Origin of the sequence: Microbaculum marinisediminis, assembly GCF_025397915.1 — a bacterium.
GTDB classification, from domain to species: Bacteria; Pseudomonadota; Alphaproteobacteria; order Rhizobiales; family Tepidamorphaceae; genus Microbaculum; species Microbaculum marinisediminis.
In genome coordinates this window covers 210861-236864 of sequence record NZ_JALIDZ010000001.1, presented here as the reverse complement: position 1 = coordinate 236864, position 26004 = coordinate 210861, and the positions used below count along the sequence as shown (strand labels likewise).

At 66.4% G+C, this 26004-nt stretch carries 23 protein-coding genes and 1 pseudogene; 12 read left to right on the top strand and 12 right to left on the bottom strand.

Going from position 1 to position 26004, the window contains the following annotated elements:
* Window positions 1-9: 9 nt before the first annotated feature.
* Window positions 10-1689 (top strand): thiamine pyrophosphate-binding protein, encoded by a 1680-nt coding sequence (locus MUB46_RS01165; RefSeq protein WP_261614027.1) that lies wholly within the window; start codon window positions 10-12, stop codon window positions 1687-1689.
* A 1-nt stretch (window position 1690) separates the two neighbouring features.
* On the opposite strand, the gene MUB46_RS01160 is transcribed toward MUB46_RS01165, so the two are convergent.
* From MUB46_RS01160 to MUB46_RS01135, 6 genes are all read right to left on the bottom strand, one after another.
* A complete protein-coding gene (locus MUB46_RS01160; protein WP_261614026.1) occupies window positions 1691-3064 on the bottom strand; it encodes a mechanosensitive ion channel family protein in 1374 nt (457 codons plus the stop codon).
* A gap of 116 nt (window positions 3065-3180) precedes the next feature.
* A complete protein-coding gene (locus MUB46_RS01155) occupies window positions 3181-3930 on the bottom strand; it encodes a sulfite exporter TauE/SafE family protein (RefSeq protein WP_261614025.1) in 750 nt (249 codons plus the stop codon).
* A gap of 24 nt (window positions 3931-3954) precedes the next feature.
* The gene (locus MUB46_RS01150; RefSeq protein ID WP_261614024.1) at window positions 3955-4395 is read right to left on the bottom strand and encodes an EamA family transporter; all 441 of its coding nucleotides are present in this window, start codon (window positions 4393-4395) and stop codon (window positions 3955-3957) included.
* Window positions 4396-4471: 76 nt separating this feature from the next.
* Window positions 4472-7171, bottom strand: a complete 2700-nt coding sequence (locus MUB46_RS01145; protein WP_261614023.1) for a bifunctional acetate--CoA ligase family protein/GNAT family N-acetyltransferase — start codon at window positions 7169-7171, stop codon at window positions 4472-4474.
* 114 nt (window positions 7172-7285) lie between these two features.
* Window positions 7286-8134 (bottom strand): universal stress protein, encoded by an 849-nt coding sequence (locus MUB46_RS01140; protein ID WP_261614022.1) that lies wholly within the window; start codon window positions 8132-8134, stop codon window positions 7286-7288.
* A gap of 89 nt (window positions 8135-8223) precedes the next feature.
* Window positions 8224-8778: a baeRF12 domain-containing protein gene (locus MUB46_RS01135; protein WP_261614021.1), complete on the bottom strand. Its 555-nt coding sequence runs from the start codon at window positions 8776-8778 to the stop codon at window positions 8224-8226.
* 160 nt (window positions 8779-8938) lie between these two features.
* On the opposite strand from MUB46_RS01135, the gene MUB46_RS01130 reads away from it, so the two are divergent.
* Entirely contained in the window at window positions 8939-9667 is a 729-nt protein-coding gene (locus tag MUB46_RS01130; RefSeq protein WP_261614020.1) for a spermidine synthase family protein, read from the top strand.
* A gap of 3 nt (window positions 9668-9670) precedes the next feature.
* Here the strand turns inward: MUB46_RS01130 and MUB46_RS01125 are convergent, their stop codons facing one another.
* Window positions 9671-10825 (bottom strand): acyl-CoA dehydrogenase family protein, encoded by a 1155-nt coding sequence (locus MUB46_RS01125; RefSeq protein ID WP_261614019.1) that lies wholly within the window; start codon window positions 10823-10825, stop codon window positions 9671-9673.
* An 82-nt stretch (window positions 10826-10907) separates the two neighbouring features.
* Entirely contained in the window at window positions 10908-11078 is a 171-nt protein-coding gene (locus MUB46_RS01120; RefSeq protein WP_261614018.1) for a hypothetical protein, read from the bottom strand.
* A 128-nt stretch (window positions 11079-11206) separates the two neighbouring features.
* Here MUB46_RS01120 and MUB46_RS01115 point away from each other — a divergent pair, with 128 nt between their 5' ends.
* Window positions 11207-12130: a DMT family transporter gene (locus MUB46_RS01115; RefSeq protein ID WP_261614017.1), complete on the top strand. Its 924-nt coding sequence runs from the start codon at window positions 11207-11209 to the stop codon at window positions 12128-12130.
* A gap of 119 nt (window positions 12131-12249) precedes the next feature.
* On the top strand, window positions 12250-14346 hold the full coding sequence (locus MUB46_RS01110) for a putative bifunctional diguanylate cyclase/phosphodiesterase (protein ID WP_261614016.1): 2097 nt from the start codon (window positions 12250-12252) through the stop codon (window positions 14344-14346).
* Here MUB46_RS01110 and MUB46_RS01105 read toward each other — a convergent pair.
* Both MUB46_RS01105 and MUB46_RS01100 read right to left on the bottom strand, forming a co-directional pair.
* A complete protein-coding gene (locus MUB46_RS01105) occupies window positions 14343-14945 on the bottom strand; it encodes a hypothetical protein (protein ID WP_261614015.1) in 603 nt (200 codons plus the stop codon). The genes MUB46_RS01110 and MUB46_RS01105 overlap by 4 nt on opposite strands.
* A 20-nt stretch (window positions 14946-14965) precedes the next feature.
* Window positions 14966-15586, bottom strand: coding sequence for a thioredoxin family protein (locus tag MUB46_RS01100; protein ID WP_261614014.1), 621 nt, complete (start codon window positions 15584-15586; stop codon window positions 14966-14968).
* A gap of 392 nt (window positions 15587-15978) precedes the next feature.
* Here MUB46_RS01100 and MUB46_RS01095 point away from each other — a divergent pair.
* From MUB46_RS01095 to MUB46_RS01085, 3 genes and pseudogenes are all read left to right on the top strand, one after another.
* Window positions 15979-17181: pseudogene (locus MUB46_RS01095) on the top strand (L,D-transpeptidase family protein); the annotation flags it as partial.
* A 314-nt stretch (window positions 17182-17495) separates the two neighbouring features.
* A complete protein-coding gene (locus MUB46_RS01090; protein ID WP_261614012.1) occupies window positions 17496-17966 on the top strand; it encodes a MarR family winged helix-turn-helix transcriptional regulator in 471 nt (156 codons plus the stop codon).
* A gap of 17 nt (window positions 17967-17983) precedes the next feature.
* On the top strand, window positions 17984-18451 hold the full coding sequence (locus MUB46_RS01085; RefSeq protein WP_261614011.1) for a hypothetical protein: 468 nt from the start codon (window positions 17984-17986) through the stop codon (window positions 18449-18451).
* Here MUB46_RS01085 and MUB46_RS01080 read toward each other — a convergent pair.
* The gene (locus tag MUB46_RS01080; protein ID WP_261614010.1) at window positions 18423-19556 is read right to left on the bottom strand and encodes an iron-containing alcohol dehydrogenase; all 1134 of its coding nucleotides are present in this window, start codon (window positions 19554-19556) and stop codon (window positions 18423-18425) included. The genes MUB46_RS01085 and MUB46_RS01080 overlap by 29 nt on opposite strands.
* Window positions 19557-19677: 121 nt before the next feature.
* Window positions 19678-20826 (bottom strand): alpha-hydroxy acid oxidase, encoded by a 1149-nt coding sequence (locus tag MUB46_RS01075; protein ID WP_261614009.1) that lies wholly within the window; start codon window positions 20824-20826, stop codon window positions 19678-19680.
* A gap of 479 nt (window positions 20827-21305) precedes the next feature.
* On the opposite strand from MUB46_RS01075, the gene MUB46_RS01070 reads away from it, so the two are divergent.
* From MUB46_RS01070 to MUB46_RS01050, 5 genes are read left to right on the top strand one after another with little or no spacing between them, the layout of a single operon-like run.
* Complete coding sequence (locus MUB46_RS01070) at window positions 21306-22472, top strand: TRAP transporter substrate-binding protein (RefSeq protein WP_261614008.1); 1167 nt, start codon at window positions 21306-21308, stop codon at window positions 22470-22472.
* Between the two features lie 40 nt (window positions 22473-22512).
* On the top strand, window positions 22513-22635 hold the full coding sequence (locus MUB46_RS01065; protein ID WP_261614007.1) for a hypothetical protein: 123 nt from the start codon (window positions 22513-22515) through the stop codon (window positions 22633-22635).
* A complete protein-coding gene (locus tag MUB46_RS01060) occupies window positions 22610-23272 on the top strand; it encodes a TRAP transporter small permease subunit (RefSeq protein WP_261614006.1) in 663 nt (220 codons plus the stop codon). The genes MUB46_RS01065 and MUB46_RS01060 overlap by 26 nt, the downstream gene beginning before the upstream one ends.
* A complete protein-coding gene (locus tag MUB46_RS01055) occupies window positions 23269-24624 on the top strand; it encodes a TRAP transporter large permease (protein ID WP_261614005.1) in 1356 nt (451 codons plus the stop codon). Before MUB46_RS01060 ends, MUB46_RS01055 begins: the two co-directional genes overlap by 4 nt.
* The gene (locus MUB46_RS01050) at window positions 24614-25984 is read left to right on the top strand and encodes an amidase (RefSeq protein WP_261614004.1); all 1371 of its coding nucleotides are present in this window, start codon (window positions 24614-24616) and stop codon (window positions 25982-25984) included. Before MUB46_RS01055 ends, MUB46_RS01050 begins: the two co-directional genes overlap by 11 nt.
* The last annotated feature ends 20 nt before the right edge of the window (window positions 25985-26004 follow it).

Genomic DNA, 26004 nt, shown 5'->3' with positions numbered 1-26004 from the left:
GGATGCCGAATGGACGCTACCAACATGCCGGCCCGCACCGGTGGACAGATCCTCGTCGACGCGCTTGTCGCCCAGGGCGTCGATCACGTTTTCTGCGTCCCCGGTGAAAGCTACCTGGCCGCGCTCGACGCCTTCTACGACACCGATGTCGAGATCACCATCTGCCGCCAGGAAGGCGGAGCCGGGATGATGGCCGATGCCTATTCGCGCCTGACCGGGCGCCCGGGCATTTGCTTCGTCACGCGCGGCCCCGGTGCCACCAACGTGTCGCCCGCCATCCATATCGCCGGCCAGGATTCCAACCCGCTGATCGTCTTCATTGGCCAGGTCGGCCGCGACATGCGCCACCGCGAGGCCTTCCAGGAGGTCGACTACGCCGCCGTGTTCGGCTCCATGACCAAGTGGGCGGCCGAGATCGATGACGCCGCGCGCATCCCCGAGTTCGTTCACCGGTCCTTCATGACGGCGATGAACGGCCGTCCCGGTCCCGTCGTGCTGGCCCTGCCTGAGGACATGCTGGCGGGAGACGCGATCGCGCCGGCCACGCCCTATGCCGAGGCGATCCCGACGGCGCCGGCCCCCTCCGCGATGGACAGGCTCGCCGGTCTGCTCGCCACTGCCGAGAAGCCGATGATGGTGCTCGGCGGCACGCGCTGGACCCCGCAGGCGCTGAACGACATCCGTGCGTTCGCCGAGACATTCGACCTTCCGGTCGGCTGCCAGTTCCGCCGCCAGATGCTGTTCGACTCCACCCACCCGAACTATGCCGGCGACGTCGGCATCGGCCCCAATCCGGCGCTCGCCAAACGCGTGCGCGAGGCCGATGTCCTGCTTCTCGTCGGCGGACGGATGAGCGAGATGCCGTCCTCCTCCTACACGCTGATCGACATACCGACGCCGGCGCAGACGCTGGTTCACGTCCACGCCAGCGCCGAGGAGCTGGGCCGCGTCTACGCGCCGGCGCTCGGCATCCACGCCGATGTGGCGTCGTTCGCCGCCGCCGCCGCGGCGCTTCCCGCCCCGGCGCGCCGTCCGTGGTCTGATGAGACGCGTGCGGCCAATGCCGCCTATCACGCCTGGAGCGGCACCCCGCCGCCGCTGCCGGGCGCCTGCGACTATGGCGCCATCGTCGCCTGGCTGCGCGACAGGCTGCCCGCCGATGCCGTCATCTGCAACGGGGCCGGCAACTACGCGACCTGGCTGCACCGCTACCTGCGCTACCGCGGGTTCGGCACCCAACTCGCCCCGACGTCGGGCTCGATGGGATACGGCGTGCCGGCCGCCGTCGCGGCCAAGCGGCTAGAGCCGGACAGGATGGTTCTGGCGTTTGCCGGCGACGGCTGCTTCCTGATGAACGGGCAGGAGTTCGCCACCGCCGTCCAGTACGCGCTGCCGATCCTCGTCATCGTCGTCGACAACGGCATGTACGGCACCATACGCATGCATCAGGAGCGGGAATATCCCGGCCGCGTCATCGCCACCCCGCTCGACAACCCGGATTTCGCCGCGCTGGCCCGCGCCTATGGGGGGCACGGCGAAACCGTCGAGGAGACCGCGGCCTTCGCGCCCGCCTTCGAGCGGGCGGTGGCCTCGGGCAAGCCCGCGTTGATCCACCTGAAGGTCGACCCGGAGGCGATCCTGCCGACGACGACGATTTCTGAAATTCGCGAAAAGGCGCTGGCGGGATAGGCTAGGGCTCCGCCCGCTTTCGCCCGCCCCTTTGCGCGGGCTTCTTTGCCTCGCGGATCTCCACGGGAACCGGATTCTCCACGATGAGATGGCGGTGCGGGAAGGGAAACTTGATGCCGTTCTCGTGGAAGGCGTCCCACAGGGCGAGCATCACCGCGCCACGGATATTGGTTAGCCCCTTCTCCGGATCGGCGATCCAGAACCGCAGCAGGAAATCGAGGGACGAGTCCCCGAACGCGGTCAGGTGGCAGACCGGAAGCGGATCGACCGAGACGCGATCGACATTCTTGCAGGCGTCGACCGCGATCCGGCGCACGACATGCGGATCGCTGCCGTAGCTGACGCCGAAGGGTACGTCGAGCCGAACCAGCCGGTCGGTGAACGACCAGTTCACCACCTGACCGGTTATGAAATCGTCGTTGGGGATCAGGTACTCGCGCCCGTCGCGGGTAACGACCGAGACATAGCGGCCCCTGAGCAGACGGATCCAGCCGAACGTCTCGCCGAGCGAAATGACGTCGCCGGGCTTTATCGACTTGTCCATCAGGATGATGATGCCGCTGACGAAGTTCGACACGACCTTCTGCAGGCCGAAGCCGATGCCGACGCCGACCGCGCCGGAGAACACGGTGAGCGCGGTCAGGTCTATGCCGATCGAGCCGAGCACCGCGAGCAGCGCGACCGTGACGAGCATGATCCGCACGAACTTCGACAGCAGAACCTGCAACGAAGGCGTCAGGTCCTCGTTGCTTTCGATCCATCGCTCTGCCTGACCGGCCGCGAGTTTGGCCGCCCACAGGAAGATCCCGAGCAGCATCGCCGCCTTGACCAGCGACAGCAGCGTCAGCCTGAGGTCGCCGATGGAGATGCCGACCGAGTCGAGGAACGTCGTCGTCTCGTCGAACAGCCCCAGGATCAGGATCGTCGCCAGCGCCAGTCCGAACGCCGTTGTCACCCGCGCCAGGAAGCGGTTGCGGATCGTCCGTCCGGCGACGGCGATCACGATCCAGGCGGTGGCCAGCGTCGCGACGAGACCGATCAGATAGCTGCGGCTCGGCCATGTGACGACCCGCAGCACCGCGAATTCGATCCAGAGAAACACCGGGAACAGCAGCCACGTCAGCCGCCGCAGCAGGATGGCCAGGAACCGCAGAAGCCCGCGTCGTTCGCGCACCTGCCGAAGCCTGTCTTCCAGTCGCGGCTCCAGCAGGCGCCCGCCCAGGAAGGCCAGAACGAACGCGGCGGCGATCAGACCGGCCTGGAACAGCGTCGATGGCCGCGCGACGAGCTGTGCGACCTGACTGTACCAAGCAAGTGCGGTATCGATGGGCTGGTCGAACGGATCCAGTGCCGCCTCCCGTTGCTGAAGCGGCAAAATGATTGCGCGTTCGGGCGGCGACGGCAATTCCCCTAAATGCTGCCCCGGCAGGCCGGGACTACCGGCTCCGCGCTACCTATGGCTGCCCGGCGCTTTTTCGGGCCGGCGCGGCTTCAGTACAGGAACGAACGGGCTGCCAGGTTGAGGCCGATCAACAGCATGCCGACGAGAAAGATCCGCTTGAACAGCGGCGGATCTATCCGGCCTCTCAGCTTCCGGCCGAGGACCATGCCGATGATCGCGGGGACGACGGCCATGGCCGACATTCCGAGCGTCAGCGTAGGCAGCAGGCCATGCACGAGCAGGATGCTGGTCAGGGTGACCGTGGCGAAGGTGAACAGGAGTCCGATCGACTGGACGAATTCGTCGCGGTCGAGATCGAGGGCCTGCATGTAGGGCATCGAGGGCATGGTGAAGATGCCGGTCGCGCCGACGACCATGCCCATGGTCAGGCCCACCAGCGGCGACAGCCAGGTTTCCGCCCGTTTCGAGATATGGATCCTGGGATTGGTCAGGCCGAATACCGCGTAGATCGACAGCAGGATGCCGAGGATGCCGGCGGCGAGCCCGGAACTCTCGTTGGCGAGGATACCGGCGGTGATCCACGACCCCGCGAACAGGGCCAGGTAGAGCGACCAGAACCGCTTCAGCAGGGCCCGGAGATAGGGGCCGTGCCAGGCCTGCCAGATATTCGTGACATAGGCCGGGATCACCATGTAGGCCGCCGCCTGCCCCGGCGCGATGAACAGGCTCAAGACGCCGATCGAGATGGTGGGCAGCCCGACGCCGATGACACCCTTGATGATGCCGCCGCCGAGATAGGCGAGCGCGATGGCGATGACCAGGGTCGTCGTATCGAGCATGAAATGTGGTCCCCGGTCGGGTCGTCAGCGCTTCCAGGCGATCAGTAGCACGCCGAGCGTGACGAAGGCGATGCCGAGCCAGCCCCGCCCGGTCAGCCTTTCGCCGAGGAAGACGACGCCGAACACCGCGACCAGCACGACGCTCAGCTTGTCGACCGGGGCGACCTGCGCCGCGTCGCCGAGTTGCAGGGCGCGGAAGTAGCACAGCCACGACGCGCCGGTCGCCAGCGCCGACAGCGTCAGGAACAGGTAGGTCCGTCCGGAGACCGATGCGAGCGACGGGATCTGGCCGGTCGCGAGGACGAGGACGGCAAGCGTCGGCAGGATGACCGCGGTGCGGAACAGGGTCGCGAAGTCGGAATTGACGTTGGCGACGCCGACCTTGGCGAAGATCGCCGTCAGCGCCGCGAACGCCGCCGACAGCAGCGCCCAGAACTGCCAAGCCTGCACTTCCGGCCGCGCCATCGCGTCATCCCCGTCCGATCGGAACCGTCAGGGTCTCCCATGCGGCGGGCATAATCAAGCGGTCCGCCCTGGGGGGTCAGTCGAGCGACAGCGTCACCGTGACCAGGTCGGGATCGGCGGCCGTCAGGACCTCGGCGAAGCCGAGCTGGCGACACATCGACAGCATCGACCGGTTGCCGACCAGCACGTCGCCGTGGATCGTCTTGAGCCCGTCTTCGCGGGCATAGTCGATGATGAGCTGCATCAGCGCCCAGCCCAGGCCCCGTCCCTTCAGGTCGGAGCGCACCAGGATCGCGTATTCGGCCTTTTCGTGGTCCGGATCGGCATGGATGCGGACGACGCCCAGGAGTTCGCCTGTGTCCGGATCGAGCGCCACGAAGGCCATGGCGCGGGCGTAGTCGATCTGCGTCAGCCTGGCGAGGAAGCGGTGCGACAGGTCGGGCTTCGGCGTGAAGAAGCGCAGCCGCAGGTCTTCCTTGTCCACCTTGGCGAAGAAGGCGTTGTAGAGCGCCTCGTCCTCCGGACGCACGGGGCGGGCGAGCACCGACGTGCCGTCGTTGAGGGTGAGTTCGCGCTCCCATTCCTTGGGGTAGGGGCGGATGGCGAAGCGCGGGTTGAGGCCGTGCCGGTCGGTTCCGGTTTCCACTTCGATGCGGATGCGCGCGTCCACGGCCACGACGCCATCCTTGTCGGCGAGCAGCGGATTGAGGTCGAGCTCGCGGATCTCCGGGATGTCTGCAGCCATCTGGGCGATCTTGACGAGCGTCAGCGCGACCTCGTCGATGTCGGCGGCCGGCTCGTTGCGGAAGGCTTTCAGCAGGCGCGATATGCGGGTGCGCCCGATCAGGTCGTGGGCGAGCGTCAGGTCGAGCGGCGGCAGCGCCAGCGCCTTGTCGCGGATCACCTCGACCGCGGTGCCGCCCTGTCCGAACAGCACCACCGGACCGAACAGCTTGTCGTCGGCGAGACCGAGGATCAGCTCGCGGGCTCCCGGCCGTCGGATCATCGGTTCCACGGTCACGCCGAGAATCCTGGCGTCCGGCACCGCGGCGCGCGCTGCGGCGATGACCTCCTGGGCCGCCTCCTCTGCGGCGTGCGGCGTCTCGATATTGAGGCGCACGCCGCCGATGTCGCTCTTGTGCTGGATGTCGGGCGAATTGATCTTCACCGCGCAGGCCCCGAACTCCGGCAGCAGCCGCGCGGCGATCTCGCGTGCGCCCGCGGCCGTTTCCGCCGTTTCCGGCGCGACGGCGGTAATGCCGTAGGCGGTCAGCATCTTCGCGATCTCGGGCCGGTCGAGCCAGGTCTTGCCGGCGGCAAGGCCGTCGGCGACGACGGCGCGGGCGGTCTCGACGTCCGGCGTGAAATCCGCCGGCAGGCTCGGCGGCGTCTGCATCAGCATGTCCTGCGCCTCCGAGTAGCGGACCAGATGGCTGACGCCGCGCACCGCCGCGGTCGGCGTCGAGAACACCGGAACCGCGACCGGATCGAACACCTTGCGCGCGTCCGCCGCCTTCGCGCCGCCGAGCCAGGCGGCGAAGACCGGCTTGCGCGGCCAGACCTTGCTCTCGTGACTGCGGACCGTCTCGGCGACGCTTGCGGCCGCCGCGTCGCTCGAGGACAGCGCGGTCGGGCAGTTCATCACCAGCACCGCGTCCGTGGTCTCGTCGTCGAGCAGCGCTTCCAGCGCCGCCGAATACCGTTCCGGCGGGGCATCGCCGATGATGTCGACCGGATTGCTCTTCGACCAGGTCGGCGGCAGGTTCTGGTCGAGCCGGAGGAAGGTCTGCTCCGACAGCGGGGCCAGCGACCCGTCGAAGTCGACCAGCCGGTCGACGGCGAGCACGCCCAGGCCGCCGCCATTGGTCAAGACCGACAGCCGCCGGCCGTGGAACGGCTTGACGCGGCTCAGCGTTTCGACGGAGTCGAACAGCTCGTCGAGGTCGAAGACCCGGAGCAATCCGGCGCGGCGGAAGGCGGCGTCATAGACCGCGTCGACGCCGGCGAGCGCCCCGGTATGCGAGGCCGCCGCCTTGGCGGCTTCGGCATGGCGGCCGGATTTCACCACGACGACGGGTTTGACCCGCGCCGCTGCGCGCGCCGCCGACATGAACTTCTTCGGATTGGTGATGCCCTCGACATAGAGCAGGATCGCGCGGGTGTGCACGTCGGCCGCGAACCAGTCGAGCAGGTCGCCGAAATCGACGTCGGCCATGTCGCCGAGCGACACCATCGAGGAGAACCCAATGCCGCGGTCGTTCGCCCAGTCGATCATGGTGACGATCACCGCCCCCGACTGCGACAGAAGCGCCAGGTCGCCCTTCAGGGGCGATGCGTGCGCGAAGCTGCCGTTCAGCCCGATGCCGGGCACGAGCAGGCCGACGGTGTTGGGACCGAAGACCCGCAGCGTGTGCGGCCGGGCGGCGTCGAGCGTCTGCTGGCGCAGCGAACCGGGACCGTTTCCGAAACCCGCGGTGATCACGACGACGGCGCGGGCGCCGTGGGCGCCGAACTCCGCGACGAGGCCCGGCACCGTTTGCGGCGGCGTGGCGATGATGGCGAGATCGACAGGCCCGGGAAGCGCGGCGGCGCCGGGGTAGCAGGGCTGGCCTTCGATTTCGGTGTATTTCGGGTTGACCAGGTAGACCGGCCCCGCGAAGCCCGCATCCCGCATGTTGCGCAGGACGACGTGTGCCACAGATTCTTCGCGCGGGCTCGCGCCGACCAGCGCGATCGATTTCGGCGAAAAGGCGGCTTCGAGATTTCGGACGGTCATAGCGGCACCATGTGTTTTTGCGGGTGCGAAAAGATCCCTATTTCTATCGCACCCGCAGCGACGGGGCCATGACAGGGCGGCCACATGTCGCAGCCGCCCGAAACGACCGTGGGGTCAGTGCGCCATGAGCACCGGGATCGTCATGCTGTCGAGGATCGAGTTCGTCGTGCCTCCGAACATGAACTGGCGGAAACGGGAATGGCCATAGCCACCCATGACGAGCAGGTCGGCTTCGGAATCCGCGGCATGCGACAGGAGCGCGTTGCCGACGTCGATGCCGGCGCTGCCGACCCGTTTGACGTCGACGCTCAGCCCGTGCCGGGCGAGATGCAGCGCCAGATCGGCGCCCGGCTCGCCGCCATGGGCCGACGGTACGTTGTCGCCGACGATGACGACCGAGACGGATTCCGCCGCCCTCAGGATCGGCATGGCCTCGTTGGCGGCGCGGCTCGCCTGCCGGCGGCCGTCCCAGGCGACCATGACGCGGTCGAGTTTCGCCTCGCCCGGTCCGATATAGGGCACGACCAGGGTGGCGCGGCCCGACTCGAACAGGGCCGCCTCGACCAACAGTTCGCGGATCGCCAGGACGTCGTCGGGCTCCGGCTGGCCGACAAGGATCAGGTCCGACGTGTGCCCGTGCATGGCAAGCGTGGGGCCTGCCGCTGCTTCCGTGCAGTTGACGACGCGTACTTCCGACTGGATGCCGGCGCGGTTTGCCGCTTCGGTGAACGCGTCGGCGGCTTCTTGTGCGGCCTCTATGGCGCGGGTGCGCTGGGATTCGAGCAACGAGCCGGGCACCTCGCCCATTATCATCGGCGGGATCGTCGGCTCCAGGGCGAAGATGAGGCCGGTCAGGTGCGCGTTATGAGCCGCTGCCAGCGATATCGCGAAGGCCTGCCTGCGCCCGCCCGCGCCGCTGCCCGCCTCGGAATCGAGGTGCACCAGAATATCCTTGAATGCCATGAGGTTGCTCCGTTTTCCCTTCTTCGCCCATGCCTCGGACGACCGTTCTGTTAAGGCCCAATACCGTTAAGGAATAGTGCCGGTTTAGGCTAGACCGCCAACACGTCGGCCAAATGGCTTTCGACGTCCTTTTCGCTTGATCTCACCAGGTTCCGCGGGATTTCCGCCGTGACCTTTGCGGAGAGCCCTTTGGGCAGGAGATCGCGCAGATCGCCGAGTGCCTGCGGCGCGGCGATCAGCACGAGCCGGTCGAACTGCTCTTCCTGCGGCTTGGCCGCGACCCATTCGACGACGCCTCTCAGGAATTCGCGCTCCTGATGCTGCTGGGGGTCGGTCCGCGGTTCCATCGCGTGGCGGCCCTGTCCATGGCTATCGAAGGCGCGTCCCGGTTTGTCGGCCTGGATGTCGCGATCGCGCAGCCGGTCGCCGAGGAATGCGCGGTCTCCAATCTCGCTCACGCCCTTGCCCACGCCGTCATTGACGAAAATGCGGGCATGCGCTCCGTCCGCCACGAGAATCCAGGTCACCAGTTTGCGAACCATCGAAACGCCTCCAGAGTTTTCAGCCCCAGCCCGTCGGCATCTTGCGTGTGAGAGTGCGCCGGAACCTTGATCGTGGTCAACGGCATGAACGAATGGTGTCATGCCTGCCCCTACGATCATGCATGCGGGGGGGGGGGGGGACTTGCACGAAATGTTGGGATCGCCGCTTTATGAAAGGTCAGCGCCGTCGTATCGACTGGTTGGCATATAATCCGTGTTTGCGATGTCGACCGGGGGGCGACCGGGGAGCGAAAGTAGGAACTTGAGCGCATTCTTCGAGGAATTGGACTTTCGCCCGACCCCGATCGGCGCGCTCAGCCTGAGGCGGCGGCGGGACCTGCGGCTCGGCGTCGACGTCATCGAGATCAAGCTCGGCGACGAGTACCTGATGTCGAGCCAATTCACGGCATCCGAGATCGCGCTGGCGAAGCTCGGTCTTGCCGAAGTGGACACGGACCGCGCGGGAAAAGGGCTCGACGTCGTCGTCGGCGGCCTCGGGCTGGGCTACACCGCGAAGGCCGTGCTGGAGGATGAGCGGGTGTCTTCGCTCGTCGTCGTCGATGCGCTGCAGGCGGTGATCGACTGGCACGAGGAGGGACTGGTCCCGCTGGGACGGGACCTGACCGCGGATCCGCGCTGCCGCTTCGTGCACGGTGATTTCTTCGCGCTTGCTGCGTCCGCGGACGGCTTCGATCCCGAAACCTCCGGCCGGGTATTCGACGCTGTCCTGCTGGACATCGATCATTCGCCGGATTTCCTGCTCGATCCGGACAACGCCGCGTTCTACGGCGAAGCGGGACTTGCGCGCTTTGCCGCCCATTTGCGGTCCGGCGGTGTCTTCGGCCTGTGGTCGAACGACCGCCCGGACGAGAGCTTCACCGCGCGGTTGCGGCAGGTCTTCGATGATGCCCGCGCCGAGGAGGTGACCTTCGACAATCCGCTGCAGGACGAGCCGTTCACGCAGACGGTCTATCTGGCGAAGAAGGAGTAGGCGTCAGGCCGAGCGCAGGGTTTCGCGGGCGATGATCAGCCGCTGGATCTCCGAGGTGCCCTCGTAGATCGTGGTGATGCGCGCATCGCGGGCAAGCCGCTCCAGCCCCGTTTCCCGGATATAGCCGGCTCCGCCGTGCAGTTGCAGCGCTGTGTAGGTCGCCCGCTGCGCCGCCTCGCTGGCATAGAGCTTGGCCATCGAGGCTTCCCGGGCGTAGGGTTCGCCGGCCGCCTTCAAGGTCGCTGCCCGCAGGATCAGCAGACGGGCGGCCTCCAGTTCGGTCTCCCGGTCGGCGATCATCCATTGGATGCCCTGGTTGTCGGCGATCTTGCGGCCGAACTGCTCGCGCTCCTGCACATAGCGAATGGCGAGGTCCATGGCGCCGCGCGCGATTCCCAGCGCGGTCGCGGCAATGCCGATGCGACCCCCGGCGAGCTCGCCGACGGCGATGCGGAACCCGCCGTTCACGTCGCCAAGTACGGCCGAAGCGGGGATCCGGCAGTTCTCGAAAGTGACGGGATTGGTGGCCGAGCCGGTCTGGCCCATCTTCTTTTCCGCCGGGCCGACGATCAGTCCCTCGGCATCCGCCTCGACCAGGAAGCAGGTGATTCCCTTGCCCTTCGGCGCGTCGGGGTCCGTCACCGCCCAGACCACGAACAGCCCGGCATACTCGGCTGACGTGATGTAGAGCTTGGAGCCGTTCAGCACCCATTCGTTGCCGTCGATCCGCGCGGACGTCCGCATGCCGGCGGGATCGGAACCGGCGCCGGCCTCGGTCAGACAGAAGCCGGCGGCCGGATAGGTGCCGTCGCAGATTTTCGGCAGGTAGGCCGCGCGGTGCTCCTCGGTGCCGCACACCTCGACGATCTCGGCGACCATGTTGGTGACCGATGTCGTCACCGCCGTGGAGGCGCAGCCGCGCGCGATCTCCTCGAGCGCCAGCGCGAAGCCGACCGATCCGGCTTCGCTGCCGCCGTAATGACCGGAAACGTTCAGCCCCATGAAGCCGCTCTCGGCGAGAACCTTCAGGTTTTCCAGGAACGGCGCCCGCCCGCCGCCATCGTCCAGCGTCCCCGCAAGCGGGGCCAGGCGGTCCGCCGCGATACGCCGCGCTGTGTCGCGGATCAGACGGTGTTCTTCGCTCGGCTCGAAGTCCATGGCACACGCCCTCTGAATGGCACGGTGCCTTGATAATACCCGGTGCGCCGGCCTGCAATCACGGGCCGGCAATCTCCGGCGCTCAGTCCTCGTGATCCGGCACCGGCTGGGTGATCGACGGCGGGTCGCTCGCGGGGAAGGAGTCGTCGAGCTCGCGGTCGAGCTCGCGATTTTCCTTGCGCTTCTCCCGGGACTTGGGCGCGTTCTTGTCCGTCTTCGGATCGGTCCTGCCGTGCTTCGCCTTGTGTGGCATCGCGTATCTCCATCGAAATGCCTTGCGGTCGCGCCGGTTGCAAGAACCGGGTGGCCGGGCGCGGGGCCTCGAAGTACTCGGGCTCCTATAATGGGAAACGCACGTCGCGCCTTGGGGTTCATCTCGATATGCAAGCACTGTCGCCGCGCATGGGGGGCACCGAATGGTCGCTGCTCCTGATCCTCTCGCTGCTCTGGGGCGGATCCTTCCTGTTCGCCAAGGTGGCCGTCGGCGAGGTGCCGCCGGTGACGGTCGCCTTCCTGCGCGTCTCCATCGCCGCGCTGACGCTCTATGTCCTGGTTCGCGCCATGGGGCTAACGATGCCGCGCGGTGCCGAATGGGGGCCGTTCCTCGTCCTGGGCGCGGTCAACAATGCCGTGCCGTTCTCGCTGATCTTCTGGGGCCTGACCGAGGTTTCGAGCGGGCTCGCCGCGATCCTCAACGCGGCGACGCCGCTCTTCACCGTCCTGCTCGCCCATGTCCTGACGCGCGACGAGCGGCTGACGGCGGCGAAGCTCTTCGGCGTGCTGATCGGACTTGCCGGCGTGGCCGTGCTGATCGGCGTTGATGCCCTCGACGGGGTCGGTCTCGCCGTGTTCGCCCAGCTCGCCTGTGTTGCTGCCGCCGTCTCCTACGCCTTCGCCGGCATCTGGGGGCGGCGCTTCTCCGGGCAGCCGCCGATGGTGGTGGCCGCGGGGCAGGTGACGGCCTCGTCGGTGCTGCTGTTGCCGATCGTTCTGGCCGTCGACATGCCATGGCGGCAGGCGATGCCGTCGGGCACGGCCGTCGCGTCGATCCTCGGCCTTGCTGTCGTCTCGACCGCGCTCGCCTACGTGATCTATTTCCGCATCCTGCGTGCCGCCGGGGCCACCAATCTCCTGCTCGTGACCTTCCTGATTCCCATCAGCGCGCTTGCCTTCGGTGTGATGCTGCTGGGCGAAACCGTCCGGCCCGACGACTTTCTCGGCATGGCTCTCATCGGTATCGGCCTGGCGGCGATCGACGGTCGGCCCGCTGCCCTCCTGACCCGTCGCCTCGGGATCAGTGGCTGAATTCTTGTCCAAATCCGGCAGACCGGATTAGCTTTTGTTTAGGCACTCGGTGGTCAGATGCCAGCTTGGCAATAGAGCGGGGTTTTTCGGCCCCGCACCGAAATGACGGACTCCTCCCATTGGCAGGTCGACTTCTCGAAGATTTCGCCGAACTCGCATCCGACTGGTTCTGGGAAATGGACGAGACCTATCGGTTCTCTTACTTCTCCGGCAGCCTGGAGCAGGCTACCGGCGTTTCCCCGCAACAGGAGATCGGCAAGAGCCGCGTCGAGATCTCCGCCAATGCCGAGATCGAGGCATTCTGGCAGCCGCACGTCGACGATCTCCTGAACCGGCGGACGTTTCGCAACTTCGTCTATCCCTATAAACGCAAGGACGGTCAGGTCCGCTGGTTTTCGACAAGTGGCCAGCCGGTGTTCGACGACGCGGGCGCGTTCAAGGGATACCGCGGTGTCGGCTCGGATATCACTGCCGAGCGGAACGCGCGCGACCAGCTCTCCGAGGCGCTTGAGGCGCTCCGCGCCACCAACGCCCGGCTCGCCGAACAGAACCAGCTGTTCGAGACGGCGATCGACAATATCTCCCAGGGCATCTGCATGTTCGACGACGACCGCCGGCTCATCGTCTGCAACAAGCGCTATGCCGAGATGTACGGCCTGCCCGAGCCGTTGACGCGGCCCGGCACGCCGCTCGAGACGATCCTCGACCACCGCATCGCCACCGGACTGTACACCGGCGCGGACCCGACCGAATTCGCGCGAAACCGTCTTCGGATGGTCGATTCGGACACGCGCTCGCAGATGGTCGACGAGCTTCGGGACGGTCGCATCTATCTGATCGCCCATGCCCGGATGCCGGGCGGCGGGTCGGTGGCTATCCACGAGGACATCACCGAGCGCAAGAGGGCCGAGGCGAAGATCGCCCACATGGCCCGCCACGACGCGCTGACCGGCCTGCCGAACCGGCTCTTTCTGCGCGACAAGATGGAAGAGTCGCTTGCCCGCGCCAGTGGCGGCGGGAGCTTCGCGGTGCTGTGCCTCGATCTCGACAACTTCAAGGCCGTGAACGACTCGCTCGGGCATCCCGCCGGTGACGCTCTCTTGCAGGCGGTGACGCGCCGGCTTCAGGTCTGCGTGCGCGAGACCGATACGGTAGCGCGGCTGGGCGGTGACGAGTTCGCCATCCTGCAGCCCGGCCCGAGCGCGCCGGAACGCGCGGCGACGCTCGCCCGGCGGATCATCGAGGTGCTCTCGGCCGCCTTCACCATCGAGGGGCAGCAGGTGGTGGTCGGTACCAGCATCGGCATCGCGCTGGCTCCGCAGGATGGTGCCGAGCCGGACCTGCTGCTGAAGAACGCCGACCTCGCGCTTTACCGCGCCAAGGACGACGGCCGCCGTACCTACCGCTTCTTCGAGGCGGAGATGGACGTCCACCAGCAATCGCGCCGGGCGCTGGAAATCGACCTGCGCCAGGCGCTGGTGACGGGCGAGTTCGAGTTGTTCTATCAGCCCATTGTCGGCCTTTCGTCGGGCCGGGTCGTGGGCCTGGAGGCGCTGCTGCGGTGGTGCCATCCCGAGCGCGGGCTGCTGTCGCCGGTCGAGTTCGTGCCGATGTGCGAGGAGACGGGGCTGATCGTCCCGCTCGGGGACTGGGTGTTGAGGACCGCATGCTGCGAGGTGGCGCGGATGTCCGATGACATCTCCGTCGCCGTGAACCTGTCGCCGGTCCAGTTCAAGGCGCCTGGCATCGTCTCGTCTGTCATGCAGGCGCTGTCGCAGGCGCGCCTCGACCCCGGCCGGCTGGAACTCGAGATCACCGAATCCGTGCTTCTGCTGGAAAGCGAGGACACGCTCGCCGCCCTGCATCGGCTGCGCGATCTCGGCGTCCGCATCTCGATGGACGATTTCGGCACCGGATACTCGTCGCTGAGCTATCTCAGGCGCTTCCCCTTCGATCGCATCAAGATCGACCGCTCCTTCATCGCCGACCTGGAGACCAAGGACGACTGCCGGGCGATCATCCGCGCCGTGGCGAGCCTCGGGTCGGATCTCGGGATCGATACGACGGCGGAGGGCGTCGAGACGGAATCCCAGCTCAAGACGCTGCGTGCCGAAGGGCTGACGGAGGTCCAGGGCTATCTGTTTTCTCCACCCGTCCCGCGCGACGAAATCGTCGAAGTCCTCGCCAAGGCCAAGGCAGCCGTCTCCGCGGCCTAAGGTTCCGCGCTCGGGTGCCAGCCTGGCCGGTAGCCCGCATCCAGCGCCGCGATGACGAGTGGCGGCGTCAGCACCGATACCGTCGCTGCCTTCGGTCTCCGCATCGCCGCGGCATATCCCGCCGGTTCCCAGGCAAGTAGCCGGTCGTCGCGAACCGCGAAGGCCTGCCCGTCCAACGCGATCATCGCCCCGTCCGGCAGGCTTGCGAGGTCTGCGACATGGCAGCGCTTCGTTCTGCCGTCGAGCCGTTCCGCGTGCAGCTGTCTGTCCATCGCCGTTGCGCGCGGCGGCGCCGGCCATCCGAGCCCACGCGCCACGGCCCCGGCGAACGCAACGGCGTCTTGCCGCCGGCATTCGAAACAGGGCCGATGGCCCGCCGCCAGCGCGGTCACCTCGTCGAGGAAGAACAGCTCGGTGTAACCGTCGCCCCAGACCCGCCGATGGCGCTCCTTGAAGGCTAGGACGCAGGCGATCCACTGCCGCGAAGCCCAACGGCGGCGTCCGAGCCGTCGCGTCTCCGGGTCATGGAACCTGCCGCCGCGATTGCCGAGCAGCGTTCCGCGCGCCGGCGTCGCGATCAGCGCGCCGAACGGCGTCACCCGGTTCTGCAGCGGGTTGCCTACCAGAGATCGACCTCGACGCCCTGTTCGCGCAACGTCTCGGCCTTTTCCTGCAGGAAGCGCTGGAAGGGCAGCTCGTCGTAGCGGCCGCTTTCGACGAACTGGAACATCGACAGGAAGTGGAACGGCTTGAAGTAGCCGGGCAGGCGGGCCGACTCCACGGTGTTCCCCGGCTTGCCGGCGACATCCGCGTCCGCGGCGAAGAAGACCAGCGTCGGCGTGAAGTTGACGCCCCATCGGCGCGCCAGCGCCCGCTCTTCCATGGCCTCGCCGTCGAAATCCGTCACCTCCCGGGATCCCCACATGTCGAGCTGGATGACGTTGAAGTGTTCCGTCACGAAGTCGACGATCTCGGGTACGGCGAAATTCACCCGGTGCATCTCGCGGCAATAGGGGCAGCCGCGCTGTTCGAAGATAAGCACGAGCCCCTTGCCCTCGGCCGCCGCCTCGGCGTGGTCGTCGCCGAAGTTCATAAACGTGTCGACGAAGAACGGTTGCGTATACAGGCCGTTATCGGCGACCGCCGGTTCCTCTTCCGTGGCAAGGGCCCCCGGTGGCGCGAGACTGGTTGCGCCGAGCAGTGCGGTGGCGGTGAGCAGTCCTCTGCGTGATACGGTCATGACGCTCCTCCCTGGCGTGTGCCGTTTATTGTCGTGTCCAAATAGTGCGGCCGGTAACCAAGGGAAACAAGCGGTGTGGGAAGTAAATTTCCGTCTCACGAATTGTTGAGGCGCTGAAATCCACTACGGCTTCGCGCTAGACTGTTCTTGCGACGAGTTCGGTGCGATATCGGCAAGGCAATCGGGAGTGGTCTATGGCGGTCGCGAGAAAACGCGCTTTATGGATGGTCGTCGTCGTTGCGTTCATCGTGATGGCGACGGCGATGGCAACTGCGACCAAGGCACAGCAGCCCAAGCTGGTCGCAGGCGAGATTGCCCGGATTATCCGCGACGGGCAGGTGCCGTTCGGCAACGATATCGACGAACAACGGCTGTTCCAGGTCTACGCCTACTATCACCTGCGGTCCTTCACCCCGATCTGGGTGCGTGACAGCGGGCCGAAGACGAAGGGGCACGAGCTGCTGGCGGTTCTGCGCAACGCCGGTGCCGAGGGCCTGGAGCCGACCGACTACTATGTCGACCGGCTTTCGGAACTGATGGAGCAGCGCGACATCTACAGTCTCGCGCGACTGGACCTCCTGCTCACGCGCGCCTTCCTCGACTATGGCCGCGATCTGTCGGCGGGACGGGTGGCGCCGGAATCGGTCGATTCCGAGATTAATCTCAATCCGACGCCGATCGACGCGAGCGAGCTAATCCGCGGCGCCGAGGAGGCCGACAATATCGGTCCCTACGCGCTGTCCCTGGCCCCGAAGACCGACGAGTATGCCCGGCTGGCCACGATGCTCGCCGAATACCGGGAGATCGCCGCTCAAGGCGGCTGGCCGACCGTTCCGGATGGCGAGACGCTGAAGCCCGGCCTGGACGATCCGCGCGTTGTGCCGCTGCGCGCCTACCTGTTCACCGTCGGCGACTACGACGGTGACCCGGACGAGTCCTCCACGCTGTTCGACGCGGAAATGGCCGAAGCCGTCGAGCGGTTCCAGGCGCGCCATGGCCTTGATGTCGACGGTGCGGTCGGCAAGGAGACGCTTGCTGCGATCAACACGCCGATCGACGACCGTATCGCCACCATGGAGCTCAATCTGGAGCGTCGCCGCTGGATGAAGGACGATCCCGGCGAGCGCTATGTCTTCGTCAATATCGCCGACCAGTATCTCAAGGTTGTCGATCAGGGGCGCACCATCCACACCGCCAGGCTCGTCGTCGGCAAGCCCTATGCCCGCACCCCCGTCTTCGACGAGACGATGAAATACGTCGTCATCAATCCCGACTGGACCGTGCCGGCCTCGATCGCCCGCAACGAGTACCTGCCGAAACTGAAGAAATCGCCGGAGGCGCTGTCCAAGCAGAACATCCGGATCTACGCCGGCAGTACCGCGATCAGTCCCATGTCGATCAACTGGTCGACCATCACGAAATCGGACTTCCGCTACACGCTGCGTCAGGATCCGGGACCCGAGAATGCGTTGGGCGTCATCAAGTTCATGTTTCCCAACGCCTATAACGTCTATCTTCACGACACCCCTTCGAAGGGCCTGTTCGCTCGCCCGCACCGCACGTTCAGCCACGGCTGCATGCGCGTGGAGAATCCGATCGCGCTGGGCGAGGTGATCCTCGGCGCGCAGGGCTGGAGCGCCGACCGCATCCGCAAGGTCGTCGCCTCGGGCAAGAAGACCGTGGTCAATCTGGAGACGCCCATACCGGTGCACGTCACCTATCTCACCGCCTGGGTGAACAAGGACGGGACGGTGCACTTCCGCAAGGATCTCTACGGTCGCGACAAGCGCCTGCGCGAGGGGATCGAAGCCACCCATCGGCTTCAGAAAAGCTAGGCGGCCGCATCGGCCAGTGGTTCTTTGATGCGCCGATATTGACAATATATTGTCAATATGACCATATGTTGCTCATGAAGGATGCTCGATATCCCGCCCACACCGACTCCGGCGCCGAACTGACGGCGCTGATGCTCGATGTCTTCCGCGTCAACGGCGCGCTGCTCGCCGCGGGAGACAGGTTGGTCGCGCCGCTCGGCCTGACCAGCGCGCGCTGGCAGGTGCTTGGGTCCATCGCCCTGTCCGACAGGCCGCTGCCGGTCGCCCATCTCGCGCGCGTCATGGGACTGACCCGCCAGGCGGTGCAGCGGGTCGTCAACGATCTGGAAGGGCAGGGTTACGTGCGGTTCGAAACGAACCCGCACCACAAGCGCGCGCATCTCGTCGTTCTGACGCCCAAGGGGGAGGCGGCCTACGCGGACGCCTCGGCGCGGGAAGCGCCCTGGTCGAACGCGCTCGCCGAAGGGATGTCGCCCGCCGAGATCGCCGCCGCCCGCCGTGTGCTGGCCGCGCTGGCGCAGCGGCTCGAAGGACAGTCGTCGTAAAGCACAAGGAAGATTCCATGCTTCGCCGAATTCATCCCGCCGCCGGCTTTGTCGGCTTCCTCACGATCCTCGTCTTCTGGACATCGACAGTCGCCGTCGAGGTCTTCGGATCGGCGTCCGCGATCGCCACCGTGAAGACCGGCATCCTGTGGGGCATGATCGTGCTGATCCCCTCGCTGGCGATCGCCGGGGCGAGCGGCTTCCGGCTCGCCGGGCCGAACCCGCGGGGACTCGTCGCCGCCAAGAAACGGCGCATGCCGTTCATCGCCGGCAACGGCATCGTCATCCTGATCCCCTGCGCCGTGTATCTGCAGCGGCTGGCCGCCGCCGGCGACTTCGGCACGACGTTCTATGCCGTGCAGGCGATCGAACTCGCCGTCGGCGCCGTCAACATCACGCTGATGGGGCTCAACATCCGCGATGGCTTCCAGCTCACGCGGCGGCGCAGGGCAGGGGCTAGAGCGCCGCTTCCATCAACGCGGTGACGGCGGCCTCGTCGAGCGGGCGCGGATTGGTCGGGCCGGAATGGTCCTCAAGCGCGCCCGCGACGATCGGCGCGATGAGCTGTCGCTCGAAACCCATCTGCGACAGCGTCTTCGGCATGCCGATCTCGCCGTTGAGGCTGTCGAACCACGCGGCGAGATCGGTGTCTTCGGCGACACCGATTGTCCGGCGCATCACCGCGTATTTCTCCTCGGCCGCCGGCGCGTTGAAGCGCAGCACGTGCGGCAGCAGCACCGCGTTCAGCGTGCCGTGATGCAGCGAGACCGCCTTCAGGCCGCCGAGCGGATGCGAGATCGCGTGGATCGCGCCCAGACCCTTCTGGAAGGTGAGGCCGCCATGCAGCGCCGCGATCATCATTTCGCGGCGCGCCTCCACGTCGCCGCCGTCCGCCACGGCGCGCCGCAGGAACCGGACCGCCCGGGCAAGGCCGTCGAGCGCGATCGCGTCGGCCGGCGGATTGAAGCGCGGTGACAGGTAGGTCTCGATGCAGTGGCTGATCGCGTCCATGCCGGTCGCCGCCGTCAGTGTCGCCGGCATGCCGTAGGTCAGCTCGGGGTCGCACACGGCGCGCCTGGGGAACAGGTGCGGCGAGATGAAGCCGAGCTTGCGCCCGTCCTTCAGCGTCACCAGCGCGGCGCGCCCGACTTCCGATCCGGTTCCCGCCGTCGTCGGCACCGCGACGACCGGCGCGACCGCGGCGGTGATCTTCGGGATGCCGCCGAGGATCGCCGCATAGGACTCCAGCGGCCCCTCGTGCGTCGCCATCAGCGCCACCGCCTTGGCCAGATCGATCGGCGAGCCGCCGCCGACCGCGATCAGCCCGTCCGCGCCACTGGCCCGATAAAGCGCGAGGGCGGCCTCCGCCGCCCCTTCGGTCGGGTTCGACGGCGTTTCGTCGAAGACCGCCGCTATCCGCCCTTCGCCTGCCGCCGCCATCACCGTTTCGGTGAGGCCGGCGGCGGTGACGCCCGTGTCGGTGACGACGAGCGCCCGTTCGATACCGAGCTGCGCCAGATCCTCGGCGATCTCGCCGACGCAGCCTTCGCCGAACCGGATGGTGGTGAGATAGGTGATCAGTGCCGACACGGTCGACCCCTCCCGTTTGTTCGCGGATCCGGACCGAGCGGCCGTGCAGCCCGCGTCCTGTGTCCGCCCCGCGTGACCGATTCTCTCTAGCCTTGTGGACCGCCTTTCGCTCCCGGCCGGTCTACAGCTGGCCGTACCTGTAGAGGTTGTCGCGCGACAGCGCGCTCACCGTGCGCTCGCCGCACAGGGCCATGGTCATGTCGAGCTCCTTGGCGATGATGTCGAGCGCCTGTTTGACGCCGGCCTGTCCCATCGCGCCGAGCCCGAAGATGAAGGCGCGGCCGATATAGGTGCCCTTCGCGCCCAGGCACAGCGCCTTGAGCACGTCCTGTCCCGAGCGGATGCCGCCGTCCAGATGCACCTCGATCTTGTCGCCGACCGCCTCGACGATCTCCGGCAGGGCCGCGATCGAGGACGGCGCCCCGTCCAGTTGCCGCCCGCCGTGGTTGGAGACGATGATCGCGTCGGCGCCGGTCTTGGCCGCCATCTTGGCGTCTTCGGCATCGAGGATGCCCTTCAGGATCAGCGGGCCGCCCCAGCGCTCCTTGATCCAGTCTATGTCATTCCAGCTGAGACGCGGATCGAACTGTTCGTTGGTCCAGGCGCTGAGCGACGACAGGTCCCCGACCCCCTTCGCGTGGCCGACGATATTGCCAAAGGTACGGTTCTTGGTGCCCAGCATGTTGAGGCACCAGCCCGGCCGGGTGGCCATCTGCCAGATGTGCTTCGGCGTGAATTTCGGCGGCGCCGACAGGCCGTTGCGCAGGTCCTTGTGGCGCTGGCCGAGGATCTGCAGGTCGAGGGTCAGAACCAGCGCCGAGCAGCCGGCCGCCTTCGCCCGGTCGATCAGAGCGTTGATGAAGTCGCGGTCGCGCATCACGTAGAGCTGGAACCAGAACGGCTTCTTTGTGGCTTCCGCCACCGCCTCGAGCGAGCAGATGCTCATGGTCGACAGCGTGAAGGGAACGCCGAACGCCGCTGCCGCCTTCGCCGCCAGGATCTCCCCGTCGGCATGCTGCATCCCGGTCAGGCCGACGGGAGCGAGCGCCACCGGCATCGCCACCGTCTGGCCGATCATGGTGGTCTCCAGCGACCGGTTGGTCATGTCGACGGCGACGCGCTGGCGCAGCTTGATCTTGCCGAAGTCCTCGCTGTTGGCGCGGTAGGTGCTCTCGGTCCAGGCGCCGGAATCGGCATAGTCGAAAAACATCTTCGGCACCCGGCGCCGGGCCAGGCGCTCGAGATCGGCAATTTCAACAACGGGTCCCATAGCGTTCGCTCCCCGGGATCTGACACCCCGCCGAAACCCGACCGGGCGTGCGTTTTCGCACCGACGTAGATACCCGCAAGCGTGATCCACTGGAACCCGGGATTTTGCCGGTGCCGGTCCACGCCCGGTGTTTGCGTTGGTCAGAATCCCCGTCGGCCAATATCGGGGTCAGTCAGTATCCGCGTTGTCCTCTGTCTGCTTTGCATGTTGCCGTACGCGCGGGGGGCGAATTAGGGAAGCAATGCTGACCTGATAAGGAATATTTCTCGCTGGGAAAAGGCGATGTTCTCCGATTTTCATTGCTAAATGCGAATACGTTGCGTTCAAATGAATAATCCGAGCGCTGATCCCGAGCAAACGGGGTCGACGATAACAACCGGCGGTCGGCGCGACAAAGTCGTGCACGATGAAGCCCAAGAATGCGCTGCGGTATTCGCGACTTAGGTCGCTTGGGGAAACGACCTTTAGGAGGGTTGTCTATGTCCAAGAAATCAGAAGATGCCAAAACGGTAGCAGAATCCGGCGCTCCCAAGAACGCGAGCCGTCGGAAGTTCCTGGCCGGTGCCGCCACCGTCGCCGGCGGTGCTGCCGCCACCGTCGCGATGCCTCAGGTATCGCGGGCCCAGACCAAAACGCTCAAGATGCAGAGCTCCTGGAGCGCGTCGGACATCTTCCAGGAGATGGCGCAGCAATATGCCGACCGCGTCGAGAAGATGTCCGGCGGGCGCCTCAAGGTGGACCTTCTGCCGTCCGGCGCGGTGGTCCAGGCCTTCCAGGTCCAGGATGCCTGTCACGACGGCGTGCTCGACGGTGCCCATACCGTAACGGCCTATTGGTACGGCAAGGACAAGGCCGCGTCGCTGTTCGGCACCGGCCCGGTCTTCGGCGCCAATGCCTCGCAGATCCTGGCCTGGATCCATTTCGGTGGTGGCAAGGATCTGTACCGGGAACTGGTGCAGGACAAGCTCGGCCTGAACGTGGTCGGGTTCTTCGCCATGCCGATGCCCACGCAGCCGCTCGGCTGGTTCAAGGAGCAGATCTCGTCGGCCGACGACATGCAGGGGCTCAAGTATCGCACCGTCGGTCTGGCCACCGACATCATGCAGGGCATGGGCCTGAGCGTGACGCAGCTTCCCGGCGGCGAAATCGTGCCGGCGCTGGAACGCGGCGTCATCGAGGCGTTCGAGTTCAACAATCCGACCTCGGACAGCCGTTTCGGCGCCCAGGACGTCTCGAAGGTCTACATGATGGGCTCCTACCATCAGGCCGCCGAGTTCTTCGAGATCATCTTCAACAAGGACCTGTTCGAGTCGCTGCCGGAAGAGCAGCAGGCCATCCTCGAATATGGTGCCGAGGCGGCGAACACCGCCAACTACGGTCTCGCGATGGACAACTATTCGCGCGACCTGCAGAAGTTGATCAATGAGGACGGCGTCAATGTCTACCGCACGCCGACCTCGGTCATGCAGGCCCAACTGGTGTCCTGGGACCAGGTTCTCGAAAACCTCACGCAGGACGAGTTCTTCAAGAAGGTCGTCGACAGCCAGCGCGCCTGGTCGGAGCGTGTGGCCTTCTACGACCTGATGAACACGGCCGACTACAAGCTTGCCTACGAACACTACTTCCCGGGCAAGCTCGGCTTCTGATGGATCGTTCGGTCCGTGTTTGACGATTGGGGGCGACGCCGTGCGTCGCCCCTTCGGCCGCGCGGCCGCCGGCATCGCCAAGGGCATTTCCCGGGGCACTGCCAACGGCTTCGCCAAGGACATCGCCAAGGACATCGATGGAACGGTTCATCTTCTTCATTGACAAGCTGACGGCCTGGTTCGGCAAGGCGTTCGCCTGGCTGATCCTGGTGATGACGTTCGGCGTCGGATACGAGGTCTTCGTGCGCTACGTGCTGCGCGATCCCACGCCCTGGGCCTTCGACGTCAGCTACATGGGCTACGGCGCGCTGTTCATGATGGCCGGCGCCTACGCGCTGTCGCGCGACAGCCACGTGCGTGGCGACTTTCTCTATCGGTTGTGGAAGCCGCAAACCCAGGCCAGGGTCGAACTCGTCCTGTACGTGCTTTTCTTCTTCCCGGCCGTGCTTGCCCTGATCTTTTCGGGATGGCGCTATGCCAGCCGTTCCTGGCGCTACCTCGAAGTCAGCGTCATGAGCCCGGCGAATATCCCGGTCTTCCAGTTCAAGACCATCATCATTGCCGCCGGCCTGCTTCTGTTCATCCAGGGGCTCGCACAGGTCTGTCGTTGCATCCTGTGTATCCGCACCGGCGTCTGGCCCAGGCATCTGGAGGACGTCGAGGAACTCGATCAGGTTCTCCTGCGCGAGCACGAACGCGACGAACTGCGCCACTATTCCGAGGCGGTGGACGTCGTCTCTCCGCGCGACGGCGGTACAGATACCAGCGATAAACCCCGAACCGACGGTGACCGGCCATGACAGACCCGCAAGTCGCCGTTCTCATGCTGGGCGCGTTCATCTTCGTGATTTTGCTCGGCTACCCGATCGCATTCACGCTGATGGGCATGGGTCTCGGCTTCGGCTACTACGCCTATTACGACCCCGAACGGATGCGGTCGCTCTTCGACAACCGCGTCTTCGACCTGTTCGTCAACCAGACCTATTCGGTCATGTCGAACGACGTTCTGACGGCGGTGCCCCTGTTCCTGTTCATGGGCTACATCGTCGAACGAGCGAACATCGTCGACCGATTGTTCCAGACCCTCAACATAGCCGCCCGCCGCCTGCCGGGATCGATGGCCATCGCCGCGCTGGTAACCTGTTCCCTGTTCGCGACGGCCACCGGTATCGTCGGCGCGGTCGTCACGCTGATGGGCCTGCTGGCGTTTCCGGCGATGCTGAAAGCCCGCTACGACACGAGCTTCGCCTCGGGCGTCATCTGCGCCGGCGGTTGTCTCGGCATCCTGATCCCGCCCTCGATCATGCTGATCGTCTACGCGGCGACATCCGGCGTGTCGATCGTCAAGCTCTATGCCGGCGCGCTGTTTCCGGGGTTCATGCTGGCCGGGCTGTACCTTCTCTATGTGATGGGCCGGGCGGCCTTCAATCCGAAGATCGCGCCGAAACCGAGCGAGGAAGAAATCGGCGACGTCTCGGCGGGACAGGTCGTGTTGATGCTGCTGACCTCGTTCTTCCCGCTCGCCTTCCTGATCCTGTCGGTGCTCGGGGCCATCCTGTTCGGGCTGGCGACGCCGTCGGAAGCCGCATCCATCGGCGCCCTCGGCGGCCTCGTCCTGGCCGTCGCCTACCGGGCGCTCACCTGGCAGCGACTGCGCGAGGCGGTCTATCTGACCGTGCGGACGTCGGCCATGGTGTGCTGGCTGTTCGTCGGGTCGTGGACCTTCTCCTCGGTGTTTTCCTATCTCGGCGGCGAGCAACTGATCAGCGAATTCGTGCTCAGCCTCGACCTGTCGCCGATCACGTTCCTGATTATCGCCCAGCTGATCATCTTCCTGCTCGGCTGGCCGCTCGAGTGGAGCGAGATCATCATCATCTTCGTGCCGATCTTCCTGCCGCTGCTGCCGCACTTCGGCATCGATCCGTTGATGTTCGGCATCCTGATCGCGCTCAACCTGCAGACCTCGTTCCTGACGCCGCCGATGGCGATGGCCGCTTACTACCTGAAAGGCATAGCCCCGCCACACGTGCGTCTGACGCAGATCTTCGCCGGCGTGATGCCGTACCTGGTGATGATCTTCACCGCGATGGCGCTGCTGTACATATTCCCGGAAATCGCCCTTTGGCTTCCGGAGCAGGTCTATGGCCGTTAGCGGGGCGCGGGCGATGAACGAGATGCCGGGAACCGGACTGGCGGACCTAGGGATTGTCGAGCTCGCCGGCCTCGTGGCCGCCGGCACGGTCAAGGCGGAGGAGGTCACGCAAGCCTGCCTTGCCCGCATCGCCGATCGCGAGCCGGAGGTCTGTGCCTGGGCCCACCTCGACGCGGATTATGCCCTGGCGCAGGCGCGGGCCCTGGACGCCCACCGGGCCAGCGGGCGACCGCTCGGCCCCCTGCACGGCGTGCCCATCGGTATCAAGGACATCATCGATGTGCGCGGCCTGCCGTGCGAACGGGGCACGGTCCTCGATCAGGGGCGCCGCCCCGGCGACGATGCCGCGGTGGTGGCTCGGTTGCGCGCCGCCGGAGCCGTGATCCTGGGCAAGACGGTCACCACCGAGCTCGCGGTCTATGCCCCTGGCAAGACCCGCAATCCCCACGACCCCGCCCGCACGCCGGGCGGCTCGTCGTCCGGCTCGGCGGCCGCCGTCGCCGCCGGCATGGTGCCCGGTGCGCTCGGTACCCAGACCAACGGCTCGGTGATCCGCCCGGCGTCCTTCTGCGGCGTCTACGGATTCAAGCCGAGCCACGATCTCGTCTCGCGCCGCGGCGTGCTGACCGAGTCGCCGATTTTCGATTCCATCGGCACCATGGCGCGATCGATCGAAGATGCATCGCTGCTTGCCGATGTCATCGCCGGCTACGATCCCGCCGACCCGTGGATGCGGACAAGCGGGCCGCCGAAGCTCCTTGAGACCGCGACGGCCGAGCCGCCGGTGCGCCCGACCCTCGCCTTCGTGCGGACGCCCGTTTGGGACCGGGCCGACGACGACACGCGCGCCGGCTTCGCCGAGCTCTGCGACGTGTTGGGCGATGCGATCGACGAGGTGGCGCTGCCCGAGCCTTTCGATCGGGCGATCGACCTGCATCGCACCGTCATGAATGCTGACATCGCCCGCCATTTCGCCCGCTACTACGATGACGGTCGCGATCGCTTGAGCGCACGCCTCCGCGAGATCATCGAGGACGGACGGCGCGTTCTCGCCGTGGACTACATTCTCGCCAGGGAGTGGGTCGACATATTGAATGGCGCGCTCGAGCAGATCTTCGATCGCTACGATGCGATCGTGACGCCGGCGGCGCCGGGCGAGGCGCCCGGACTCGAGGCGACGGGCGATCCCGCGTTCTGCACGATCTGGACCTATTGCCAGGTGCCTGCGGTCACCGTGCCGCTGATGGTCGGCGATGACGGTCTGCCGATCGGCGTCCAGGTCGTCGGCCGTCGCGGGCAGGACGGGCGCCTGTTGCGCACCGCGCGCTGGCTGGCGGGGGAGCTGGCGACACATGCGTGATGCAATGAACACGGGAGAGC